Here is a 19,943-nt window from a genome sequence, read left to right on the forward strand (position 1 = left end):
CGGTGTCGATCACCGGGGTTGGGTCAACAGGCGCGGAAATGCCGGCGATCATGCGGGCAAGCACAGGTGAAATATATCCGCCTGTAGCCGAGGGCGGTATGTCGGTCTTCGATAAGGGCATCATGAACCTCATGTGGGAATGATGCGTTTTTGATACCGGAAACGGATTGCAGGGGGATTACGCAATGCGAAACGCCGCGAATCTTGCGACCCGCGGCGTTTCGTTTTCATTCAGCACGTAACGGCGCGGATTTCCCGCGGGCCGCTTACTGGAAATAGCTCTGCAGCGGCTTCACTTCCAGATTGCCGGCCTTCAGCGCCTTGATGGCAAGGGCGGCGGCTTCCGCGCCGGCCATTGTTGTGTAGTAGGGTACCTTCTGCATCAGTGTTGCACGGCGCAGCGACTTGCTATCGGAAATCGCCTTGTTGCTATCAGTGGTATTAATGACGAGCTGGACCTGACGGTTGCGGATGGCATCTTCGATATGCGGACGGCCTTCCTGCACCTTGTTGATCTTTTCAGCGTTGACGCCCCGTTCTGCGAGGAAACGCTGGGTGCCGCCGGTCGCCACGACTTTGAAGCCGCTTTCCACCAGAATGCGGATGGCGGGGAGAACGCCTTCCTTATCGTCGTCACGCACCGAGACAAAGACCGTGCCGGAGCGTGGCAGATCAACGCCGGCACCGAGCTGGCTCTTGGCGAAGGCGAGCGCGAAATCCGTGTCGAGGCCGATGACTTCACCGGTCGAGCGCATTTCCGGTCCGAGCAGAATGTCGACGCCGGGGAAGCGGGCGAAGGGGAAGACGGCTTCCTTGACGGCGATGTGCTTCAGGTTGCGCGGATCCGGCTTTTCGCCGTAAGCCGCAATCGCTGCGCCGAGCTTTTCACCGGCCATGACGCGGGCGGCGATCTTGGCGATCGGCGCACCGATGGTCTTCGCCACGAAAGGCACGGTGCGCGAGGCGCGCGGGTTGACTTCGAGAACGTAGATCGTGCCGTCCTTGATGGCGTATTGCACGTTCATCAGGCCGCCGACATTGAGCGCTTTTGCAAGTGCCGTCGTCTGGCGTTCCAGTTCGTCAAGGGTTTCCTTGCTCAGTGAACGGGACGGCAGCGAGCAGGCGCTATCGCCCGAGTGGATGCCGGCTTCTTCGATGTGTTCCATGATGCCGGAAACGAAGACGCTTTCGCCGTCGCAAAGCGCATCGACGTCCACTTCGACGGCGTTGGTCAGGTAGCTGTCGAACAGAAGCGGGTTCTTGCCGAGCAGGGTGTTGATCTGGCCGGTCTTGTCGTTCGGGTAACGCTGCTTGATGTCCTCAGGCACGAGACCCGGAACCGTGTCGAGCAGATAGGTCTGGAGCTGGCCTTCCGAATGGATGATCTGCATGGCGCGGCCACCCAGAACGTAGGACGGGCGGACCACCAGCGGGAAGCCGATTTCAGACGCGACGAGGCGGGCCTGCTCGACCGAATAGGCGATGCCGTTGTTCGGCTGAGCGAGGTCCAGCTTCATCAGCAGTTTCTGGAAGCGGTCGCGGTCTTCGGCAAGGTCGATCATGTCAGGCGCTGTGCCGAGGATCGGGATACCGTTCTTTTCAAGCGCTTCGGCAAGCTTCAGCGGGGTCTGGCCGCCGAACTGCACGATGACGCCGACGAGTTCACCCTTTTCCTGTTCGGCACGCATGATCTCGATCACGTCTTCGGCCGTCAGCGGTTCGAAATAGAGGCGGTCGGAGGTGTCGTAGTCGGTGGAAACCGTTTCGGGGTTGCAGTTGATCATGATCGCTTCGAAGCCGGCATCCTTCAGCGCGAAGGCGGCATGGCAGCAGCAATAATCGAACTCGATGCCCTGGCCGATGCGGTTCGGACCACCACCGAGGATAACGACTTTCTTGCGGTCGGAAACCTGCGCTTCCGAACGGGCTGCGCCGACGAAGGGGATTTCATAGGTCGAATACATGTAAGCGGTCGGTGAAGCGAATTCGGCCGCGCAGGTGTCGATGCGCTTGAAGACCGGGCGAACATTGAGGCTGTTGCGCAGCTCGGCCACTTCCTTCGGGCGCTTGGACGTCAGGCTGGCGAGGCGGGCGTCGGAAAAGCCCATGGCTTTGAGCATGCGCAGGTTTTCGGCATCCTGCGGCAGGCCGTGCTCGCGGATGCGGGCTTCCATGTCGACGATGGCCTTGAACTGGGCGATGAACCACGGATCGATCTTCGAGTTTTCGTGGACTTCCTCTTCGGTCATGCCCATGCGCAGCGCCTGGGCGACCATGCGCAGACGGTCCGGCGTCGGCGTGCCGATGGCGGCGCGGATGGCGTTCTTGGAGCCTTCGCCTTCCTCAAAGCCGGGGATTTCGATTTCATCGAGACCGGTGAGGCCGGTTTCCATGCCGCGCAGAGCCTTTTGCAGCGATTCCGCGAAGGTGCGGCCGATGGCCATGACTTCACCGACCGACTTCATGGCGGTGGTGAGGATCGGCGAAGCGCCCGGGAATTTCTCGAAGGCGAAACGCGGGATCTTGGTGACGACATAGTCGATGGACGGCTCGAACGAAGCGGGCGTCGCACCGCCGGTAATGTCGTTTTCCAGCTCGTCCAGCGTGTAGCCGATGGCGAGCTTGGCGGCGATCTTGGCAATCGGGAAGCCGGTCGCCTTGGAAGCGAGAGCCGAAGAGCGCGAGACGCGCGGGTTCATTTCGATGACGACGAGGCGGCCATCTTTCGGATTGACGGCGAACTGCACGTTCGAGCCGCCGGTTTCCACGCCGATCTCGCGCAGCACCGCAATCGAGGCGTTGCGCATGATCTGGTATTCTTTGTCGGTCAGGGTCAGCGCCGGCGCAACCGTGATCGAGTCACCCGTGTGGACGCCCATCGGATCGATGTTTTCGATGGAGCAGATGATGATGCAATTGTCCGCCGTGTCGCGGACCACTTCCATCTCATATTCCTTCCAGCCGAGAACCGATTCTTCGACCAGCACTTCGGTGGTCGGCGAGGCGTCGAGGCCGCCCGAGACGATGTCGAAGAATTCCGAGCGGTTATAGGCAATGCCGCCGCCGGTGCCGCCGAGCGTGAAGGACGGGCGGATGATGGCGGGCAGGCCGACATGGTCGATTGCCTGCGCGGCAATCGCAATCGCATGGGCCATGTAGCGCTGCTTGCGGTCAGTCTCGCCGAGGTTCCACTGGTTTTCGAGATCATCCAGCGCCTTGTCCAGTTCAGCGCCGGAAAGCTTTGCCTTCAGCTCAGCGCGCGCCGCCTCATGGGTCTTGCGGTCGGCATCCTTGATTTCGGTGGCATTGGCCAGCATAGATTTCGGCGTTTCAAGGCCGATGCGCGCCATGGCTTCGCGGAAGAGAGCGCGGTCTTCGGCCATGTCGATGGCTTCCGGCTTTGCGCCGATCATTTCGACATTGTAACGGTCGAGAACGCCCATGCGCTTGAGAGAAAGCGCAGTGTTGAGCGCGGTCTGGCCGCCCATGGTCGGAAGCAGCGCGTCCGGGCGTTCCTTGGCGATGATCTTCGCCACGACTTCGGGCGTGATCGGCTCGACGTAAGTGGCGTCGGCAAGGCCCGGATCGGTCATGATGGTCGCGGGGTTGGAGTTGACCAGAATGACCCGGTAACCCTCTTCCTTCAGCGCCTTGCAGGCCTGCGTGCCGGAATAGTCGAATTCACATGCCTGACCGATGACGATCGGTCCCGCGCCGATGATGAGGATGGACTTGATATCTTGGCGCTTCGGCATGGCTCTCTCGTTCCGCTTTTTGGTTGCGCAAAACACCGGCCACGGTGGAAGATCACCGGCCGGGGAGCGCAATTCAAATGTTTTCAGGCTAGAAGCGGCTTATAGGCAAATGTTTTTGAGAACGGAACCCCATAAATTCCGGAATCGACAGAAACTCTTAACGTGTAGGGACAAGGGCGGCAAAACGGGTCTGCACGGCTGCATTATAGGAGCGGCTGACGGGGATTTCCGAACCGTCTCCCGTAATGACATGCAGACGGCCGGCCTGTTTACGCAGCGAGACAACGTCGGCATCGGCAATCCAGTGGGACCGGTGTATCTGCAAGCCCTCCGTCTGGCCAATTTCTTTCAGCGCATCGGCAAAACGCAACAGAACGAGCTGATGACCGCGCGTGGTGACGATTTGCGTATAATGGTCCTGCACCGACAGGCGCAGTAATGCGCCGCGCTTTTGTGGCGGCAGCCGCTCCAGCAACGGTGCGGCGCTTTTTACCTCGCGTCTGGCATCTCCGTTTGTCTCGGTAACGGCATCTGCCGCCGTTTCGAGCGCCTGGCAGGCGGTGAGATAGCTCAGCAGGCAAAAAATGGCACAGAGAGGCAGGGATGACAGACTGCTTTGCAGAAAGGGCCCGAAACCCATTTCCTTGCCCGAGAAGACCCGGTTCGTGATGGTGAGCAGCAGCCCGATCGGCAGGGCGGCCGTCAGCGAGCCGATCATCATGCGCGTCAGCATATTGCCGATGCTGCCGGCGAAGATGCTGTTGGCGATGATGGAAAAGGATATGGCAAATGTCCAGGCGCCGGCCTGTATGATTGTCCAGTAAAGCAGCCGGTCGGCGAAGCTCATGGTTTCGCTGGTTCCGAAGGGCCCGGTCACGATGAAGATCGCCAGCACGGCGAGAAATGTCAGCCACAGCCTTCGCGATTGCAGGATCGCGTGCATTTCACGAAGCGTGGATTGCAGATATGGGTGATCCACGAAGTTTTCCTGCCGATGGCGCCAATCCGTTTTTCCTGAACGCATGTTTTGCCGAAATTGCCGGTGATTTCAACAGAGCCGAAACAGCACCCATGTCACTCCAGCCTTTGTTAGACGCACCGTTCGCCGTGCAATTCCATGTCTTGACCGTCGTGCCTGCAGCCATTCTAGGGGCCTTCATCTTCCTGCGCCCCAAGGGAACCGCCATCCACCGGCTGCTCGGTAAGATCTGGGTGTCGCTGATGGTCGCGACGTCCATTTCCACTTTCTTCATCCACGAATTGCGGATGTTTTACGGCTTCAGCCCGATCCACCTGCTGTCCGTCTTCACCATATATGGCTGTCTGCAATCGGTCTATTTCGCGCGCCGCGGCGATATCGGACGCCACATGCGGATCATGCAGAGCGTTTATCTCGGTGGCATCGTGATTGCCGGGGGCTTCACCTTCGTTCCGGGACGCATCATGCATCAGATTGCTTTCGGAGACGGTAAAGCTGGTTTTGCGGCCGTTTTCGCCGGTATTCTCGTGGTTGCCTTCCTGTTTCTGACCGTGCTGAAACAAAGACGCCGAACCGCATGAAGGCCTCCGTTTTTTCGCCTCTGCTTTCTTCCGGAACAAGATGTATTATAGTGCCGTTATAAGGCAGCTTGTTGAGGCGATATTCGCCGGGAGAAGAGCATGGAATGGAGAGGGCGTCGCCAATCGGACAATATCGAGGACCGGCGCGGCATGTCAGCGGGTTCGGGGCCTTCGGGCAACGATCCTTTTTCCCGAGGGGGAATGCGTGTGCCGATTGGGCGCCGCGGCGGCGGCATCGGCATCGGCGGCATTCTGGTCATCCTGCTGATCAGCTGGGTGCTTGGCATCAATCCGCTGACGCTGCTTTCGGGCGGCGATATTTCACTGGATGGTGGTGGCACAACGCAGCAATCCGGAACCCAGCAGCCCGGCACGCGTCCGCAGGGGCAATCATCTGACGAGACGACGGCTTTCGTTCGTACCGTGCTGGCCGAGACCGAAGATACGTGGAGTGGCATTTTCCAGTCCGCCGGCGAGACCTATCAGAAGCCGACGCTGGTTCTGTTCTCCGGTCAGGTGTCTTCCGCCTGCGGTTATGCTTCTGCCGCCAGCGGTCCGTTCTATTGCCCGGGCGACCGCAAGGTCTATCTCGACACCAGCTTCTTCAAGGAACTGGACCAGCGTTTCGGCGCGGCCGGCGATTTCGCGCAGGCTTATGTGATTGCGCATGAGGTGGGCCACCACATCCAGAACCTGACCGGCGTTCTGCCGGAGTTCAACCGCCGCCGCCAGTCGATGAGCCAGGTGGATGCCAACAAGATGTCGGTGCGCGTGGAGCTTCAGGCGGATTGCTATGCCGGCATCTGGGGCAAGTTCACCGAGCAGAAGGGCATTCTCGAAACCGGCGACCTTGAGGAAGCGTTGAACGCCGCCCATCAGATCGGTGACGACACGTTGCAGAAGCAGACCCAAGGTTATGTGGTGCCTGATAGTTTCAACCACGGCACCTCGGCACAGCGCGCGGAATGGTTCAAGCGCGGTTTCCAGAGCGGCCGTGTCGAGGATTGCGATACGTTCTCGGCCAATCTTTGAGAATGAAGAGAGGAGGGGGCCTTTCAGCCCCCTTTTTTTGTTTAGCGCATCAAAAGTGCCACGGCATACATGCCGAGTGCGAAGACCGTATGGGCAACGAGGTTGAGAACACGAACCTTGGTGGGATTGGGCGTTTTTGAGGCCGCCCAGCCGATGCCGAGACCCGGCTGCAACAGGAACCAGCCCGCGCCCACCGTGACGATGCCGACGATCCACGGCTGGATGAAGGACGGGTTTGCAAACCAGGCAGCCGGCACCACCAGCGCCAGAATGATGCCGTAGAGGATGCCGACGGCGTAGTGCGAAATCCAGCCGAGCGCCAGTTCATGTTCATAAGGCGCGGCTGTGGCGATGCTATCGTGAAATATCGTACCTTTTGGCACATGCCAGAACCAGCGGCCGACCGGCGCCCAGTTCGGCGCTGACTGGCCAAAAAACCGATGCAGCACAATCGCCCATATATCCATAAACACCGTGCCGCCAATGCCCATGGCAATGCCGCGCCAAATCAGTTCCAGCATAGATCCCTCCGCATATCATGATCGATCAAGCTCTAGCGGATCGGGCCGGTGGAGAGAACGGGGTATCTTTCGCACAGCAAATAAAAATGGCCGGATCGATCCGGCCATGAAAGAGGTTGAAACCTATCCTCCGTCATGCCGGACTTGATCCGGCATCCAGCTACGGCGCGTCTGCGCCGTGAGGAATGAGTCTTTCGCGATCAAGGACTTGATCGCGCTGGACCCCGGATCTAGTCCGGGGTGACGGCGTTTGTATGCGTTGCCTCCACTAAACGAGCAGGCGGTTCCCCTAAGCAGCCCGCCCATATTCCGCCTGCCGTCGCGTTGCCGTGGCGAGCTGGAACTGCGCGAGCAGATCGTTGAGCGCCGCCGCTTCCGAAGCAAGGCCATGGCTTGCAGCCGTCTGTTCCTCCACCATGGCGGCATTCTGCTGCGTGCCCTGATCGATGGTGTTGATGGCGGTGTTGATTTCCTGAAGCCCGGTCGACTGTTCGCGCGACGACGTCACGATGGCGTCGATGTGGCGATTGATCTCCTGCACTTCGCGGACGATGGTTTCCAGCGCCTTGCCGGCATTGCCGACGAGATCGACGCCGGACTGCACCTGCGATGTCGAGGCATTGATCAGCGTCTTGATTTCCTTGGCGGCATTGGCGGAGCGCTGGGCAAGTTCGCGCACTTCCTGTGCGACGACGGCAAAACCCTTGCCGGCTTCACCGGCACGCGCCGCTTCCACGCCGGCATTCAGCGCCAGAAGGTTTGTCTGGAAGGCGATTTCATCGATCACGCCGATGATGTTGCTGATCTCCGACGATGATTTTTCAATGCCTTCCATGGCGCGAACCGCATCTTCGACGATGATGCCGGATTGTTCGGCATTGCCGCGGGCGCGATCAACCAGACGTCCGACTTCCTCGGCGCGGCGGGCGGAGTCCTTCACGGTGGTGGTGATTTCCTCGAGCGCCGCGGCGGTTTCTTCCACCGAGGCTGCCTGCTGCTCCGTGCGCCGTGCCAGATCGTCGGCGGATTGGCGAATCTCACCAGCACCGGCGTCGATTGCGCGGGCATTCTGGCCAACGGTGCTGAGCGCCACATTCAGCTTGGCGACGGAATTGTTGAAATCGTCGCGCAGGCGGTCGATGCGGCTCACGAAAGGCGTGTCGATGCGGTAATTGAGATCGCCGTCCGAAAGATGCGCCAGACCTTTGGCGAGCGAGTCGACCGCGAACTGGATGTCCGCCGCGTCTTTCGCCGAACTTCTCTCCCGCTCGTTGCGCTCCTGTTCGGAAAGCGTGCGGTTTTCTTCGGCGTCACCTTCGAGACGCAGGCGCTCCATGGCGTTCGACCTGAAAACGGCGACTGCCGCGGCCATCGAACCGATCTGGTCGGTGCGCTCCTGGCCGGGAATGGCGACATCGAGATTGCCGGCCGCAAGGCCTTCCATGGCCGAGGTCATCTGTGTGACGGGGCGGACGATGAAACGGGAGAGCACGGTTGCAAGCAGCGCGATCATGATTGCAGCGGCAAGAACCGTGGCGATGGTCGCTGCCAGCCGGAACTGGCCGATTGCGCTGTAGGCTATATCGGAATCGACGACAAAGCCGAGATACCAGTCGACCGAGGGCAGGCCGGCAACCGGGATGAAGCTGGTGATCTTGCCCTTGCCGTCAATTTCGGTCTGGGAAATCGCCGAGGAAATTGCCGGTGTGTTGACCTTGAAAAGATCGCTCAGCGGCTTATCGACGAGTTTCGGATCGGGATGAATAAGGATCTTGCCGTCCTTGCTAACCAAGAAGGCGTAACCGTCCGTGCCGGCATCTACGGACTTGATCATATTTACCAGCGAATCCAGCGAGAAGTCGCTTCCCGTCACGCCAGCCAACTTGCCATCAACGGAAACGGGCATCGCTGCAGTGATGACGAGGCCGCCGGTCGAGGCGTCGGTGTAAGGTTCGGTCAGCACCGGCTTGCCGGCCTTGACCGCATCCAGATACCAGGGGCGCTTGCGCGGGTCATAACCTTCCGGAAGCGGTGTTTTCGGGAACGTCGTGAAGACGCCGTTTTCGGCATTGCCGAAATAGGTGGACATGAACTGCGCTGTCAGCACGTCGTTCTGAAGGAACTGCAGCTTGGCATCGTCCTCCGGAAGCTTCGCAAGCGTTTTCGCCACCGTGTCGGTGAGCATGATGCGACCGTTCAGCCAGTTTGCGATGCTCTGTGCGGCCTGCTTGCCGGACGAATCGATGTTTTCCGCCACCGCTTCCGTCGTGACCCGGTGCTGAAGGCTATCGATATAGAAAGAAAATCCCGCAAAGGCGGCGACAACAAGTGATGATGCCGCAAACAGAATGCGCGTCATGAGGTTGGATTTTTTTGGCAAGCTACACGTCCTTGAAACCAGATATGCCCGGTCGGGTCATCTTGGAGAATGGGGGGAAAGACATGCCTCTAGGGCGGGAATATTCTGCGTCATGCAGCTTATGATTTAAAAGAACTACGCGATGTTCTAATACGTAAAGTGAAATGGTAAAATTCGACTAAATTTGTTTTGGTTCATGCCGTTTCAGACTGTGCCGGCAGGTTTTGCCATTTTGCGTAAATTTTGATCATCGGGCTGCAAAGGTTGCGTGCAGGAAGGGAATATTTTATTCATCACCCTGCTGCCGTTGCGCAATTCGCGGGCAATGGCCAAAATTCAGGTGAATTACAATGTCTTCGTCGGTTGTTGCAGAAACCGTTCCCTCCGGATCGGGGTCGTGGCTTTCGCATTTCAAGGCTACGCTTGCGCTTGGAATTCCGCTTATTGGTGCGCAGCTCGCGCAGCTTGGCATCCATACCACTGACATGGTCATCGTCGGGCAGCTGGGGGCTGAAAAGCTGGCGGCCATGGTGCTGGCCGGGCAGTTCTTCTTCGTTGTCTTCATTTTTGGCTCGGGCTTTTCCGTGGCCGTGGTGCCAATGGTGGCGCAGGCTTATGGGCAGGGCGATGCGACGGCGGCCCGCCGCTCGCTGCGCATGGGCATGTGGGTGGCTATCGCCTACTGGATCCTCGCTTTGCCGATCTTCTTCAATGCCGAGCGGATTCTGGTCTATCTCGGGCAGAATCCCAACGTGGCGGCGTTGACCGGCCATTATCTCGCCATCGCCAAATTCGGCCTGCTGCCAGCTTTGCTTTTCTACGTGCTGCGCGGACTTGTCAGCGCCATCGGCCGGGCGGGCATCATTCTTTATGTCACCATCATCATGTTGGTGATGAACGGTGTGATGGCTTATGCGCTCGTGTTCGGCCATTTCGGCTTGCCGGCAATGGGCATGAATGGTGCTGCCGTCGTTGCCGTCATCGTCAATGCCTTCAGCTTCATCTTCATCGTTTTCTATGTACAGACGCGTGAGGAGACGAAGAAATACGAGCTGTTCGTGCGTTTCTGGCGGCCGGACTGGCATGCGCTTTTCGAAGTGCTGCGTCTCGGCCTGCCGATCAGCATCACCATCCTTGCCGAAGTGACGCTGTTTGCCGCCGCCTCGATTCTGATGGGACAGATTGGCACCGTGCAGCTTGCGGCGCATGGCATTGCCCTGCAGCTTGCCTCGATCGCCTTCATGATCCCGCTTGGCCTGTCGCAGGCGGCAACCGTGCGCGTGGGCATTGCCCGCGGTCAGGGAGATTTCAAAAATCTCATTCGCGCCTCCATCATGATCTACGCCATTGCCTGTGGCATTGCACTTTGCGGCGGCATCCTGTTTGCGGTCGTTCCGGACTTTCTGGCGAAATGGTTCCTCGATCCAAAATTGCCGGAAGCCGCGGAAGTGCTCGCCTATGCCAGCAGCCTCGTGGTGATCGCCGGCGTCTTCCAGCTGGTGGATGGCATTCAGGCCGTGACGGCGGGGCTGCTGCGCGGGCTGAAGGATGCCCGCATTCCAGCGATGCTGGCGCTGATCTCCTATTGGCCGATCGGCCTGGCGCTTGCCTGGACCATGGCCTTTCCGCTCGGTTTTGGCGGGCGTGGCGTCTGGTTCGGTTTCGTGATCGGTCTTTCGACGGCAGCTGTTTTGCTCACCGTCCGCTTCGTCATTCTGGTGAAGCGCGAAATGCAAACGGCCCGCTAAAAGCGGGCCGTAAGTGTAATGACGAGTGTATTCGAAACTCTCCGCCGTCATCCTCGCCCTTGAGGCGAGGATCCATTCCGCCCGGTCTCTATGGATCCTCGGGTCATGCCCGAGGATGACGCAGAGTATGGGGATGGTCTATCAGCGCTCGGCGAGCGCAGCCTCGCCTTGTCTCTCGCGCAGCAGGTTGACGAAGCGGCGGAAGAGATAATGGCTGTCCTGCGGGCCGGGTGAAGCTTCCGGGTGGTGCTGGACGGAGAAGACCGGCTTGCCGACGATGCGCAGGCCGCAATTGGTGCCATCGAACAGCGACGTATGGGTTTCTTCGACGCCATCAGGCAGCGATTTGGCATCAACCGCAAAACCGTGGTTCATCGAGACGATTTCAACCTTGCCTGTCGTGAAGTCCTTGACCGGATGGTTGGCGCCGTGGTGACCCTGATGCATCTTTTCGGTCTTTGCGCCGACGGCGAGGCCGAGCATCTGGTGGCCGAGGCAGATGCCGAAGATCGGCAGCTCGCTCTTGATGAGGTTCTGGATGACCGGCACGGCATATTCGCCTGTAGCCGCCGGGTCTCCCGGGCCGTTCGACAGGAACACGCCGTCCGGCTTCAGCGCCAGAATGTCTTCGGCCGAAGTCTGGGCGGGAACTACGGTCACCTTGCAATCGAGACCGGCGAAAAGGCGCAGAATGTTACGCTTGACGCCGAAATCCACGCAGACGACGTGATATTTGGCATCGGCTTCGCCGAGCGTGCCATAACCCTTGTTCCAGACCCACGGCGTTTCAGCCCAGCTGGAGGATTGGCCGGAGGTCGCTTCGATGGCGAGGTCGAGGCCGACAAGGCCGCTCCAGGCCTTTGCTTCGGCCTTCAGCGCCTCGATGTCGAAGACGCCGTTCGGATCATGGGCGATGACAGCGTTCGGCGCGCCGTTTTCGCGGATCCATGCCGTCAGCGCGCGCGTGTCGATGCCGCAGAGGCCGATGACGCCGCGGGCCTTCAGCCAGGCATCCAGATGCTTGACGGCGCGGAAGTTCGAGGGATCGGTGATGTCGGCCTTGAAGATGACGCCAACGGCGCCGCGGCGGGCGGCGGGAGTCAGGTCTTCGATGTCTTCCTCGTTGGTGCCGACATTGCCGATATGCGGGAAGGTGAAGGTGACGATCTGGCCGAGATAGGATGGGTCAGTGAGGATTTCCTCGTAACCCGTCAGCGCCGTGTTGAAGCAGACTTCGGCCTGAACCTTGCCGGTTGCGCCGATGCCTGTGCCCTCGATCACCGTGCCATCGGCAAGAACAAGCATTGCGGTCGGTTTGCGGGTAGTCCAGGGCGCTGTCTCGGTCATCTCGTTCCGTTTCTGCCGCTTCGCACCCCGCCTCTTGAAAGGCAGGGGGTAAGGGGCCATTTTTGTCGCAGGCTTCGTGACATAAAGGGGCGCGCGATAAAGCTCGCGTTCCGACCCTTCGTTAAAATCTCGTGCAGGTGCCGGAAAATAACGAAAGCAGCCCAAGCGGTCAACCATAGGCTCAAGATTTACGCGGATTTAAGATGCCGTGGATTCAAGGGCTTATGCAATTGATTTGCTTGAGCGTAGTTGCTCGTTTATGTCGTTGCGAAAAATAAGGTGGAAAGTTTGCCTATCGCGAAGCTGCGGAATGGGCTTTCCCAAGGAGAAGAAAAATGATGCGCGACACGTTCGCAAATACTTTGAAAGATGCGCTGAAGGCTCGTGACGCCCGACGTACATCGACCGTGCGTCTCATTCAGGCGGCCATCAAGGATCGCGATATCGCCAATCGCGGCGTGGGCAAGGACCCCGTCAGCGACGAAGATATCATGCAGATCCTGACCAAGATGGTAAAGCAGCGCGAAGAGTCCGCCACCATCTATGACGGTGCCGGCCGACCCGAGCTTGCCGCGCAGGAGCGCGAGGAAATCGTCATCATCAAGGAATTCATGCCGGAAGAAATCCCGGCCGAGAAGGTGCGCGAACTGTGCCAGGCCGTCATCAGCGAAACCGGCGCCTCCGGTCTGCGTGACATGGGCAAGTGCATGAACGCGCTGAAGGAACGTTATCCCGGCCAGATCGACTTTGCGAAGGCCTCCGGCGTTGTCAAGGACTTGCTGAAGTAGACTTCCACCATGTTGAAAAAAGTAAAGGCAGGGTAGCCGAGGCTACCCTGCCTTTTTTCTGTCGACGAAAGCGCATTCCGGCGGATCAAAATGCGGTCCTCACAGGCTTTTTTAGGGGGACGTGCCTGTGGGCGTCGGCAGATTTATGGAAATGTTCACGCACTGCCTTTGACTGTGTTTTGTTTTTACACCGTCGCGACGGGGCGCTCAAATTACAAAAACATAATTTTTGGTGATGTTGCACTGCCATAAATTCGCCGGAAGCAGGCGCAATGGCGGCTTTGCATCTTCAACCTGGCCGTTTTTTCTGCTCATGCACATAGTGGCGCAGAACCGCATTCATCCGGGTTTGATAGCCTTTGCCGGTGGATTTGAAAAAATCGACGACATCCTGGTCCACGCGAATGGAAATCGATTGCTTGGGGGTGGGGAAAACCACTTCGGCCTTCGACCAGTCGATGTCTTCAAAGCCGGCCCAGTCCGGATCGTCGCGCATGGCGCGGTCGATATCCTCGTCGGTCATGGCGTCGACACGCGCCCAATCGCTGCGATCTTCACCCCTGGCGATCTTTTTCCGGATCTCATCCAGAGAATATCTGACGATACGTTCTTCGCTCATTTTTCCTTGTCGCCCTTGCCGATATGATCCGGCAGACCTCGCCCCGCATCGTATAAACGATTGCGATGAGATCGTCTGTTTCCGGGCATATCGCCAGAATACGACACTCCCCATTTTGATCGGAGCGACTTTCCAGATGGGGTTGTGAAAGCGCTCTTGCCGCCCTTGGAAAGTCGATGCCGTGCTTCTCGATATTGCTTAGCCGCTTGTTTTCATCCCACTCAAAGGAAATGAAATCTTTCATCACGATATCCATGAGTTGCCTACCGCTGCTTTCAGCTCATAGGCATTCATGCGCCGTGCATGTATATACAATCGTATATTCTTCTGTATATACACTGATGTCAATGCCGCCTGTGAATAGTGGGTATTATTTACCTACCCATTTTGTATTGCGGCCTTTATGCGCTTATATGAAAGACTGGCCTCGAACAGGTAACCCATGCGCTTTTCCAATTCTTTTCTCGATGAGATACGCGACCGCGTGAACATCTCCGATGTGATCGGCCGACGTGTGTCCTGGGACAAGAAGAAGACCAATACGCCGCGGGGCGATTATTGGGCCTGCTGCCCGTTCCACGGTGAAAAAAGCCCCAGTTTCCATTGTGAGGACCGCAAGGGGCGGTATCATTGTTTCGGCTGCGGTGTTTCCGGCGATCATTTCCGGTTCTTGACCGACCTTGAGGGCTTGAGTTTTCCCGAGGCCGTGCAGCAGATTGCCGATATGGCCGGCATTTCCATGCCGCAGCCCGATCCGCAGGCGGAAAAGCGCGAGCGTGAACGCACCTCGCTGCAGGACGTCATGGAAATGGCGACGCTGTTCTTTCAGGATCAGTTACAGACGGCGCTTGGCGCGCGGGCGCGGGCTTATTTGCGCGATCGCGGGCTGACCGGGCGCACCATCGAGACCTTCAGGCTTGGTTTTGCGCCGGATAGCCGCAATGCTCTCAAAGAGCATCTGGCGAGCAAGGGTGTGGCGCGCGAGCAGATGGAGGCCTGCGGGCTGGTGGTGCATGAAAACGTACCGGTTTCTTATGACCGGTTCCGAGACCGCATCATGTTCCCGATCCTGTCGTCGCGGGAAAAGGTGATCGCTTTCGGCGGCCGCGCCATGGCGGCGGATGCGGTGGCGAAATATCTGAACTCCAACGAGACCGAGCTTTTTCACAAGGGCAATGTTCTTTACAATTTTGCCCGCGCCCGTCGCGCCTCGCAGGCTGCCGGCGGCACGGTCATCGCCGTTGAAGGCTATATGGATGTCATCGCGCTTTATCAGGCCGGTGTCGAAAACGCCGTCGCGCCGCTTGGTACGGCGCTGACGGAAAGCCAGCTCGATCTCCTGTGGAAAATGTCGCCGCAGCCGATCCTATGCTTCGATGGCGATGGCGCCGGCATTCGCGCCGCCAACCGTGCGGCGGATCTGGCCCTGCCGCATATCAAGCCGGACCGCTCCGTCAGCTTTGCGTTGTTGCCTGACGGAAAGGACCCGGATGATCTCGTGCGGCTGGAGGGGCGCGCGCCTTTTGACCGGGTGCTTTCGGAAGCAAAGCCGCTTGCGGCGATGGTCTGGAGCCGTGAGACATCCGCCGTTACCTTCGATACGCCCGAAAAGCGAGCCCAGCTTGAAAGCCGCCTGCGACAGATCGTTTCCGTGATCGGCGACGAGACGGTGCGCCGTTTTTATCAGCAGGATATGCGCGACAGGCTGAATGGCTTCTTCCAGCCCCGCTTTCAGCAGGGCGGGCAACAGGGCGGTAACTTCCGTCGCGATGGCGGGCAGGGAGCCGGGCGTGGCTTCCAGCGCAATGCGCCGGGACGGGGCGGGGCGATGTCGACGCCTGCCAGCAGTATTTCGGACCGGTTGGCGCAATCGGGCCTGGTGAGGGGGTATCAGACCAAGCCCTCGCTCCGGGAAAGCGTTCTTGCCATCACCATCGTCAACCATCCCGAATTGCTGCTCGAGGAATATGACGAGATCGCTGCCATAGACTATGAGAACCGTGATCTGCAACGTCTGTGGTCGACGGTGCTGACCTATGCGGCGGAAAGTGCGGCGGAGATATCGCGGGCCGGGCTGATCGAGCGCCTGTCGCAGCAGGATTTCGAGGCGCTTTTGAAGACGATGGACCAGCAGGTGCGTAATGCCCGGCTGTGGACGGCGACTGAACAGGCGGCGATGGAAGATGCGCGTGAAGGTTATGTGCAGGCGCTTTCATTGCACAAGCGAACCAAATCCCTGCTCTGGCAGAAGCGGGAGCTGGAACGGGAAATTGCCGAGGCGACGGATGACGAGCGTGGCACGCTTCTGGTACGGGCATTGGCCGAGGTTCAGCTGGAAATCGGCCGAATGGAAAATCAGGAGGCGATCATCGATGGTTTCGGGGTTATGTCCGGGCGGGTGAAGGGGCCGGCCTTCGGCCATGGCTGAGAGGGCTGGCCAAGAATTGAAAGACGTGTGGGGTTGCCTTTTGCGGCAAGCGTCCTAAATAGGGGATAGTCTGGTGATAACCGCGAAATGCGGCCTTTTTTGAGAATTTCCGTGGCTGTCTCGCCCTCAAAGGCTTGACGGGGCGGGAAATAGCGGGAATCACCATTTCAGGAAAAGTAAGGTGGAATGAGCCTTGGCGGATAGAAATTGCATGAGCAAGCATTTCCGGGTGCACTGTCTTTGCATTCTGCCTGAGGCTGCCGTGGTTAATCGGCAATTAAAGATCACTCCGTTAGGTGTCTGACAGTGATTCGCGGCAAACCGCTGGATGCTCATGGGGCGGACGGCGATGCGGCGGAACAGGTGTTAGCGTGAGGGAAAGCGACGAGATAGATGGCAACCAAAGTCAAAGAAAACGAAGAAGCAGAAAACGAACGCGACGGTGCGACGGACGGTCCGCTTCTCGATCTTTCGGATGACGCGGTCAAGAAAATGATCAAGGCCGCCAAGAAGCGCGGCTATGTGACGATGGACGAGCTGAATTCCGTCCTGCCGTCCGAAGAGGTGACGTCCGAGCAGATCGAAGACACGATGGCTATGCTGTCCGATATGGGCATCAACGTCATCGAGGACGAGGATGCGGAAGAAGCGTCTGGCGAGGCTGAAAGCGACGATTCGGAATCGGAAGATTCCGAAGGCGGCGAACTGGCGCCCTCCGGCGGCACAGCACTTGCGACCGCCAAGAAGAAAGAACCGACCGACCGTACCGATGACCCGGTGCGCATGTATCTGCGCGAAATGGGTTCCGTCGAGCTTCTGTCGCGCGAAGGCGAAATCGCCATCGCCAAGCGCATCGAGGCTGGCCGCGAAACGATGATTTCGGGCCTGTGCGAAAGCCCGCTGACGTTCCAGGCGCTGATCATCTGGCGCGACGAGCTGAATGAAGGCACGACGCTGCTGCGCGAGATCATCGATCTCGAGACCACCTATTCGGGTCCGGAGGCCAAGGCTGCGCCGCAGTTCCAGAGCCCGGAAAAGATCGAGGCGGACCGCAAGGCTGCCGAAGAAAAGGAAAAGACCCGCAAGCTGCGTGCGCCGACCGGCGACGATGACGTGACCGATGTGGGTGGCGATGGCCTGCCGCCGGAAGAGGAAGAGGAGGACGACGACGAGTCCAATCTTTCGCTTGCCGCGATGGAAGCCGAACTGCGCCCGCAGGTCATGGAAACGCTCGACACCATCGCTGATACCTACAAGAAGCTGCGCAAGCTTCAGGACCAGCAGGTTGAGGCGCGTCTGGCCTGCACGGGCACGCTTTCTTCCGGCCAGGAGCGTCGTTACAAGGAACTGAAGGATCAGCTGATCACGGCCGTCAAGTCGCTGTCGCTGAACCAGAACCGTATCGACAGCCTCGTCGAGCAGCTCTACGACATTTCCAAGCGTCTGATGCAGAATGAAGGCCGGCTGCTGCGCCTTGCCGAATCCTACGGCGTCAAGCGCGACAGCTTCCTCGAGCAGTATCACGGTGCGGAACTCGATCCGAACTGGATGAAGTCGATCGCTAATCTGGCCGCCCGCGGCTGGAAGGAATTCGCCCGCGAGGAAAGCAACACGATCCGCGAAATCCGTCAGGAAATCCAGAACCTCTCCACGGAAACCGGCATTTCCATTGCCGAATTCCGCCGCATCGTTTCCATGGTGCAGAAGGGCGAGCGCGAAGCGCGCATCGCCAAGAAGGAGATGGTCGAGGCCAACCTGCGTCTGGTTATCTCGATTGCGAAGAAATACACCAATCGCGGCCTGCAGTTCCTCGATCTCATTCAGGAAGGCAATATCGGCCTGATGAAGGCGGTCGACAAGTTCGAATATCGCCGTGGTTACAAGTTCTCGACCTATGCGACCTGGTGGATCAGGCAGGCGATCACCCGCTCGATCGCCGATCAGGCGCGCACGATCCGTATTCCGGTTCACATGATCGAGACGATCAACAAGATCGTTCGCACCTCGCGCCAGATGCTGCACGAGATCGGCCGCGAGCCGACCCCGGAAGAGTTGGCCGAAAAGCTGGCCATGCCGCTTGAAAAAGTGCGCAAGGTTCTGAAGATCGCCAAGGAGCCGATCTCGCTCGAAACCCCCGTGGGTGACGAAGAAGATTCGCATCTCGGTGACTTCATCGAGGACAAGAATGCGCTCTTGCCGATTGACGCCGCCATTCAGGCGAACCTGCGCGAGACGACAACCCGCGTTCTGGCTTCGCTGACGCCGCGCGAGGAACGTGTTCTGCGTATGCGCTTCGGCATCGGCATGAACACCGACCATACGCTGGAAGAAGTCGGCCAGCAGTTCTCGGTTACGCGCGAACGTATTCGTCAGATTGAGGCGAAGGCGCTGCGCAAGCTGAAGCATCCGAGCCGCTCGAGAAAGCTGCGCAGCTTCCTCGACAGCTAAGCGTTCCGCTTCCTTTAAAATTGAACCCGGTCAGTCACCTCTGGCCGGGTTTTTTGTTTCCCGCACTGGTGAACTCTGCGACAAGCCTTATGTGTGAGGACGAAGCATTCCGCTTTTGGTGGATATGCGCAGGTTCGATTTGGTTCGATGAGATGCAACAGGTTTCGGCAAGCAGATGGCGTCGGGGAGGATGGGCTGTGCCCGTCTCCGTGCTGCTGCATATTGCCGTTGTCGCTCTCTTCTTTTTTCAACTGCCGGAGCGGATAGCCGAGCCGCAGGAGCCGGAGAGCATCAGCGTCGATCTGGTGCCGCCGCCCGAAGAAAAAAAGGCGGAAGAGGCTCCGCCACCGGGCGAAGAGAAGGCGAAAGAGGAAAAGCCGCAACCTCCACCGCCGCCGCCCACTCCTCCGGCAGAAGAGGCAAAACCTTTGCCGCAGCCGCAGGCGACGTTGCCGGCCATCGCCATGAGGCCTGAGGAAATGCAGGCGGACCGCGAAGACAAGCCGGGAAAGACTGAGGAAGCGGAAAAGACCGAGCCTTCCAAGGAGCCCGCAAGCCAGCCTGAAAAGACGGCCGAGGAAAAGCCCGCACCTGTCGCCGCCAACAGCGATCTTCAGGCTTCCGCCGAGCAGGGGGAAATCGCGGTCTCACCCATCAAGGAAGAATCGCAACCGGATCAGCCGCCCGTGCCGCAGGCAAAGCCGACTGAGGAAAAGCCTGCGGACGCGGCGGAAGAGAAGCCCGCAAAACTTCCGGCGGCCAAAAGCCTGCTTTCCTCGTCGCTGCTTTCCCCCGCCCAGAGACGTCAGATGTTCGGTGATCTGCCGCCCCGCCGCCGTATTGTTAATCTTTGCAGCACGGAAGCTCTGGCCCAAATTCAAAATGCGGGTTTTGCTGCCAGAGGTATGATACCGACATCGGATACCGGTCGTAAGATTTCCGGAAGTTCGATCGACGCGACTGGCGGCGCATTCAACGTGGGTGGAACCTGGTATGATGTATCGTTCCAGTGTGACGTCGATCTGGAAAACTACGCAGTCACGGAATTCCGGTTTAAAATCGGGAACGCCATCAGCCCGGAAGATGCGAAAAAGCGGGGCTTCACGCGTTTCCAGTAAGGGTGGTAGATTCTAAGGTCGCCGGTGAAACTCCCAACATCTCTTTCGTCATCCTCAGGCTTGTCCCACTACTGTCCGGTTTAAATTTCCGGACAAAGCGTAGACTCTCATTCGAATGGGCTTTTAGGATTCCTGCCTTAACCGGACACCAAAGAAGAGCGGCGGCGTCAGATGGGAAGAAGAGTCGAGCCAATCGCGCCGACGTCATCCTCGGGCCTGT

14 protein-coding genes are annotated in these 19,943 nt (G+C 58.8%); 7 read left to right on the forward strand and 7 right to left on the reverse strand.

The window, feature by feature from the left end:
- Nucleotides 1–266 precede the first annotated feature (266 nt).
- Entirely contained in the window at nucleotides 267–3,755 is a 3,489-nt protein-coding gene (gene carB, locus ACQZ5F_RS02015; RefSeq protein ID WP_046797999.1) for a carbamoyl-phosphate synthase large subunit, read from the reverse strand.
- 157 nt (nucleotides 3,756–3,912) lie between these two features.
- The gene (locus tag ACQZ5F_RS02020) at nucleotides 3,913–4,779 is read right to left on the reverse strand and encodes a LytTR family DNA-binding domain-containing protein (RefSeq protein ID WP_225339091.1); all 867 of its coding nucleotides are present in this window, start codon (nucleotides 4,777–4,779) and stop codon (nucleotides 3,913–3,915) included.
- 47 nt (nucleotides 4,780–4,826) lie between these two features.
- On the opposite strand from ACQZ5F_RS02020, the gene ACQZ5F_RS02025 reads away from it, so the two are divergent.
- Together ACQZ5F_RS02025 and ypfJ are read left to right on the forward strand one after the other, a co-directional pair.
- Nucleotides 4,827–5,315: a DUF2306 domain-containing protein gene (locus tag ACQZ5F_RS02025; protein ID WP_225339092.1), complete on the forward strand. Its 489-nt coding sequence runs from the start codon at nucleotides 4,827–4,829 to the stop codon at nucleotides 5,313–5,315.
- A 99-nt stretch (nucleotides 5,316–5,414) separates the two neighbouring features.
- Nucleotides 5,415–6,347 carry a KPN_02809 family neutral zinc metallopeptidase gene (ypfJ, locus tag ACQZ5F_RS02030; RefSeq protein ID WP_225339093.1) on the forward strand — a complete coding sequence of 311 codons (933 nt, stop codon included), beginning with the start codon at nucleotides 5,415–5,417 and terminating at the stop codon, nucleotides 6,345–6,347.
- A gap of 41 nt (nucleotides 6,348–6,388) precedes the next feature.
- Here ypfJ and ACQZ5F_RS02035 read toward each other — a convergent pair whose 3' ends face one another.
- Both ACQZ5F_RS02035 and mcpU read right to left on the reverse strand, forming a co-directional pair.
- Nucleotides 6,389–6,868: a DUF2938 domain-containing protein gene (locus ACQZ5F_RS02035; protein WP_046798003.1), complete on the reverse strand. Its 480-nt coding sequence runs from the start codon at nucleotides 6,866–6,868 to the stop codon at nucleotides 6,389–6,391.
- A 289-nt stretch (nucleotides 6,869–7,157) separates the two neighbouring features.
- On the reverse strand, nucleotides 7,158–9,248 hold the full coding sequence (gene mcpU, locus ACQZ5F_RS02040; RefSeq protein WP_349506706.1) for a methyl-accepting chemotaxis protein McpU: 2,091 nt from the start codon (nucleotides 9,246–9,248) through the stop codon (nucleotides 7,158–7,160).
- Nucleotides 9,249–9,577: 329 nt separating this feature from the next.
- On the opposite strand from mcpU, the gene ACQZ5F_RS02045 reads away from it, so the two are divergent.
- Nucleotides 9,578–10,975, forward strand: a complete 1,398-nt coding sequence (locus tag ACQZ5F_RS02045) for an MATE family efflux transporter (RefSeq protein WP_052818047.1) — start codon at nucleotides 9,578–9,580, stop codon at nucleotides 10,973–10,975.
- 141 nt (nucleotides 10,976–11,116) lie between these two features.
- Here the strand turns inward: ACQZ5F_RS02045 and carA are convergent, their stop codons facing one another.
- Nucleotides 11,117–12,322, reverse strand: a complete 1,206-nt coding sequence (gene carA / locus ACQZ5F_RS02050; protein WP_046798420.1) for a glutamine-hydrolyzing carbamoyl-phosphate synthase small subunit — start codon at nucleotides 12,320–12,322, stop codon at nucleotides 11,117–11,119.
- 338 nt (nucleotides 12,323–12,660) lie between these two features.
- Here carA and ACQZ5F_RS02055 point away from each other — a divergent pair, with 338 nt between their 5' ends.
- Nucleotides 12,661–13,110, forward strand: coding sequence for a GatB/YqeY domain-containing protein (locus ACQZ5F_RS02055; RefSeq protein WP_170979832.1), 450 nt, complete (start codon nucleotides 12,661–12,663; stop codon nucleotides 13,108–13,110).
- A 289-nt stretch (nucleotides 13,111–13,399) separates the two neighbouring features.
- Here the strand turns inward: ACQZ5F_RS02055 and ACQZ5F_RS02060 are convergent, their stop codons facing one another.
- Together ACQZ5F_RS02060 and ACQZ5F_RS02065 are read right to left on the reverse strand one after the other, a co-directional pair.
- Nucleotides 13,400–13,729, reverse strand: a complete 330-nt coding sequence (locus tag ACQZ5F_RS02060) for a BrnA antitoxin family protein (RefSeq protein ID WP_225339094.1) — start codon at nucleotides 13,727–13,729, stop codon at nucleotides 13,400–13,402.
- Complete coding sequence (locus ACQZ5F_RS02065; protein WP_225339095.1) at nucleotides 13,692–13,973, reverse strand: BrnT family toxin; 282 nt, start codon at nucleotides 13,971–13,973, stop codon at nucleotides 13,692–13,694. Before ACQZ5F_RS02065 ends, ACQZ5F_RS02060 begins: the two co-directional genes overlap by 38 nt.
- Nucleotides 13,974–14,171: 198 nt before the next feature.
- On the opposite strand from ACQZ5F_RS02065, the gene dnaG reads away from it, so the two are divergent.
- The 3 genes from dnaG to ACQZ5F_RS02080 all read left to right on the forward strand — a co-directional run bounded on the left by dnaG (nucleotide 14,172) and on the right by ACQZ5F_RS02080 (nucleotide 19,723).
- Nucleotides 14,172–16,157 carry a DNA primase gene (dnaG, locus tag ACQZ5F_RS02070; RefSeq protein ID WP_046798008.1) on the forward strand — a complete coding sequence of 662 codons (1,986 nt, stop codon included), beginning with the start codon at nucleotides 14,172–14,174 and terminating at the stop codon, nucleotides 16,155–16,157.
- 393 nt (nucleotides 16,158–16,550) lie between these two features.
- Complete coding sequence (gene rpoD / locus ACQZ5F_RS02075) at nucleotides 16,551–18,605, forward strand: RNA polymerase sigma factor RpoD (protein ID WP_046798009.1); 2,055 nt, start codon at nucleotides 16,551–16,553, stop codon at nucleotides 18,603–18,605.
- Nucleotides 18,606–18,802: 197 nt separating this feature from the next.
- Nucleotides 18,803–19,723: a DUF930 domain-containing protein gene (locus tag ACQZ5F_RS02080; protein WP_225339096.1), complete on the forward strand. Its 921-nt coding sequence runs from the start codon at nucleotides 18,803–18,805 to the stop codon at nucleotides 19,721–19,723.
- Nucleotides 19,724–19,943: the final 220 nt, after the last annotated feature.

It is taken from the genome of Agrobacterium sp. 22-210-1, from assembly GCF_053522525.1.